The organism is Xanthobacter autotrophicus (assembly GCF_030015065.1).
Taxonomy (GTDB): Bacteria; Pseudomonadota; Alphaproteobacteria; order Rhizobiales; family Xanthobacteraceae; genus Xanthobacter; species Xanthobacter autotrophicus_D.
The window spans coordinates 1-3,663 of the sequence record NZ_JAIVFN010000207.1 but is presented as its reverse complement, the minus strand read 5'-3'; the positions used below and the strand labels follow the sequence as shown (position 1 = coordinate 3,663).

3 protein-coding genes are annotated in these 3,663 nt (G+C 68.8%); all 3 read right to left on the bottom strand.

What is annotated here, in order from left to right; all coding sequences use genetic code 11:
• Positions 1–91 precede the first annotated feature (91 nt).
• The 3 genes from K9U40_RS22250 to K9U40_RS22240 are packed head-to-tail and all read right to left on the bottom strand — an operon-like array spanning position 92 to position 3,476.
• Positions 92–796, bottom strand: a complete 705-nt coding sequence (locus K9U40_RS22250; protein WP_282892288.1) for an ABC transporter ATP-binding protein — start codon at positions 794–796, stop codon at positions 92–94.
• A gap of 8 nt (positions 797–804) precedes the next feature.
• Positions 805–1,587, bottom strand: a complete 783-nt coding sequence (locus K9U40_RS22245; protein WP_282892287.1) for an ABC transporter ATP-binding protein — start codon at positions 1,585–1,587, stop codon at positions 805–807.
• Positions 1,584–3,476, bottom strand: a complete 1,893-nt coding sequence (locus tag K9U40_RS22240) for an ABC transporter permease (protein ID WP_282892286.1) — start codon at positions 3,474–3,476, stop codon at positions 1,584–1,586. Before K9U40_RS22240 ends, K9U40_RS22245 begins: the two co-directional genes overlap by 4 nt.
• Between the last annotated feature and the right edge of the window lie 187 nt (positions 3,477–3,663).

Below are 3,663 nucleotides of genomic sequence, written 5' to 3'. Positions count from 1 at the left end.
GGCGTGGGGGGCGCCACGCCCTGCGGGTTGGCCTGCGCCGGCTCGGCCTTTGCCACCGATTTGGCCGCTGCGGACTTTCTCGGAGCCATGCCTACACCGCCAGATAGGCGTCGCGGATCTCGGGATTCGCCTCGAGGTCCGCCATGGTGCCGGAGAAGCGGATGCGCCCCTTCTCGATGATGTAGGCGCGATCCGAGATCAGCTTGGCGAAGTGCAGATTCTGCTCCGAGATCACGATGGAGAGGCCCTGCTTCTTCATGGCGAGGATGGCGTCGGCCATCTGCTCCACGATCTTCGGCGCAAGCCCCTCGGAGGGCTCGTCCAGAAGCACGAGGGAGGGGTTGCCCATGAGCGTGCGGCCGATGGTGAGCATCTGCTGCTCGCCGCCGCTCATCTGGCCGCCGGGCCGCTTCCTCATCTCGCCGAGGTTGGGGAACAGCCCGTAGAGCTGCTCCGGGCTCCAGGTGGCGACGCCCGCGCGCGGCGGCTGCCGGCCCACCATGAAATTCTCCTCCACCGTGAGCTGGTTGAAGATGCGCCGGTCCTCCGGTACGTAGCCGAGGCCGCGCCGCACGATCTCGTAGGTGGGCAGGGTGGAGACATCGGCCCCGTCGAACACCACGGTCCCGGCGCGCTGGGGCACGAGGCCGACGATGGAGCGGAACGTGGTGCTCTTGCCGGCGCCGTTGCGACCCAGGAGGGCCACCACCTCGCCCGCGCCCACCTCCAGCCCCACGTCGTAGAGGATGTGGGCGGGGCCGTAATGGCTGTTGAGGTTCGAGACCTGCAGTTTCATCTGGAGTTTCATGCGGCGCTCCCCTCGCGGTGCCGGGCGTCGTAGAGCAGGCCTTCGCCCAGATAGATGGCGCGCACCTGCGGGTCGCGGCGCACCTCCAGCGGCGTGCCGCGGGCGATGAGCTGGCCGCGGTTCAGCACCATCACCGCGTCGGCGTGCTCGAACACCACGTCCATGTCGTGCTCGGTGAAGAGCACGCCGATGCCCTTCTCCCGCGCGATCTCGGCGGTGAGGCGCATCAGTTCCACCCGCTCCTTGGGCGCCATGCCGGCGGTGGGCTCGTCCATCAGCAGCAGGCGCGGCTGGTTGGCGAGCGCCACCGCCAGCTCCAGCCGCTTCAGGTCGCCATAGGCCAGCTCCCCACACGGCCGCCCGGCCTGGGAAGTAAGGCCCACGAGGTCTAGGAGGCCCTCCGCCTCGTCCCGGCAGGCGGTGCCGGCGAAGCCGAACACGCGCCGGATCAGTCCGTGGAACGAGAGCAGCGCCACCTGCACGTTTTCCCGCACCGTCATGGAGGGGAAGGTGGCGGTGATCTGGAACGTGCGCCCCACGCCGAGCCGCCATACCGCGCGCGGCGGCAGGCCCCTGATGTCGCGCCCGTCAATGCGGATGGTGCCGGCATCGGGCCTGATCTGGCCGTTCAGCATGTTGAAACAGGTGCTCTTGCCCGCCCCGTTGGGACCGATGAGGGCCAAAAGCGTGCCCGCCTCCAGGCTGAAGGTAACGCCGCGCACCGCATGGACGCCGCCATAGGATTTTTCGAGGTTCTCGACTTCGAGCAGCAAGCTCATCGCGCGGCCTCCACTTTGGCAAGGGTTGCGGCCTCGGCTTGCGCCTTCTTCGGCCCGAGCCAGCGGTGGCGCATGTCTTCGATGAAGCCCACCACGCCCTTCGGGAAGGCGAGCACCACCACCACGATCACCGCCCCCAGCACCAGCTTGGAGAGGTCGGTCTGGCTCATGAGCCAGATGGCCAGCGCCTTGTAGAGCACCGCCCCTACCACCGCGCCGGACACCGTCTCGATGCCGCCCAGCAGCACCATGACAAGCCCGTCCACCGAGGTCGGGATGCCCATGAAGTCGGGGAATACCGAGCCCTTCAGGAAGGCGTAGAGCGCCCCGGCGATGCCGGCGAAGGTGCCGGCCACCACGAAGGCGGCCCATTGCAGGCGGGCGCGATCAAGGCCGATGGCCTCCGAGCGCAGGGCGCTGTCGCGCACGGCCCTGAGGCCATAGCCGAAGGGCGAGAACACCAGCATCCGCAGGAGGCCCACCCCGATCACCGCCACCGCCAGCGACAGCCAGAAGAAGCCCTGGGGCTTGGCCGCCCACGCCGACGGCCAGATGCCGAGCAGGCCGTTGTCGCCCCCGGTCACGTCCACCCACTGGAAGGCGATGGACCAGGCGATCTGCGCGAAGGCCAGCGTCAGCATGGCGAAATAGACCCCCGACAGCCGCACGCAGAACCAGCCGAACGCCAGCGCCCCCAAGAGCCCCAGCACCGGGCCGACGAGGAGGGCGGCCTCCATCGGCGCGCCGAGGAACTTCACCATGAAGGCCGCGCCATAGGCCCCGAGACCGAAATAGGCGGCATGGCCGAAGGAGGCGAGGCCGCCCACGGTCATGATGAAATGCAGGCTGGCGGCGAACAGCACGAAAATGAGGATTTCCGCGCCCACGGTGAGGGCGTAGTTGCCAAGGAAGAAGGGCAGCGTGGCCACCACCGCCACCGCCACGGCCACCGCCACGCGCTCGGCGGTGGAGAACGGCCGCCAGGGGCGGATGGTGAGGCCGGCGGCCGGGCGCGGCGCGCTCTCGGCCTTGCCGAACAGGCCCCAGGGCCGCACCACCAGCACCACCGCCATCACCAGGAACACCATGATGAGCGAGATCTGCGGCAGGATGAGAATGCCGAAGGCGTTCAGCTCCGCCACGATGATGGCGGCGACGAACGCCCCCAGCACCGAGCCCAGCCCGCCGATGACCACCACCACGAACACCTCCACAATGATGGAAAGATCCATGGTGTGGGTGACGGTGGTGCGCGGGATCTGCAGCGCGCCGCCCAGCGCGGCGAGGAAGACGCCCAAGGCGAACACGCCGGTGAACAGCCATTTCTGGTTCACGCCCAGCGCCGCCACCATCTCGCGGTCCTGCGTCGCCGCGCGCACCAGCACGCCCCAGCGGGTATGGTGGAACAAAAGCCACAGGGCGCCCAGCACCACAGGGCCAAGCCCCATCAGGAACAAATCGTAGGTGGGCACCATGCGGCCGAACAGGCTGACCGCGCCGGCAAGGCCCGGCGCGCGCGGGCCGAGCAGGTCTTCCGGACCCCAGACGACCACCACGAGGTCCTGCACCATCAGCGTCACGCCGAAGGTGGCGAGGAGCTGGAACAGTTCGGGGGCGTGATAGATGCGGCGCAGCAGCACCATTTCCATCAGCGCACCCAGGGCCGCGACGATGACCGAGGCGGCGAGGATCGCGCCCCAGAAGCCGAGCGGGCCGGCGAAGCGCGTGGTGAGCACGTAGGCCACGTAGGCGCCGAGCATGTAGAAGGCGCCGTGCGCGAAGTTCACGATGCGCGTCACGCCGAAGATGATCGACAGTCCCGACGCCACCAGAAACAGCGACGCGGCGCTGGCGAGCCCGCTGAGGGCCTGGACCAGTAAGAATTCCACTTGTCTTGCCTCTCGTTCACCGGCCTGGAAGGGGTTCTGTTGTTGGACCCGCCGCCATCGAGGGTGGAGGGTCTTGGGGGAAGGGCGCGGGCGCCCTGGCCTTTGGTTTTGCACCGCCCGGCCCCCGGCGCACTGCTTGAAGGAGAGGGCTTGCCCCCTCCCCGGCCCTCCCCCGCACGCGGGAGAG

Coding starts and splice junctions, on each gene's coding strand:
- K9U40_RS22250 (WP_282892288.1), bottom strand. CDS start 796: ATGAAACTGCAGGTCTCGAACCTCAACAGCCATTACGGCCCCGCCCAC.
- K9U40_RS22245 (WP_282892287.1), bottom strand. CDS start 1,587: ATGAGCTTGCTGCTCGAAGTCGAGAACCTCGAAAAATCCTATGGCGGC.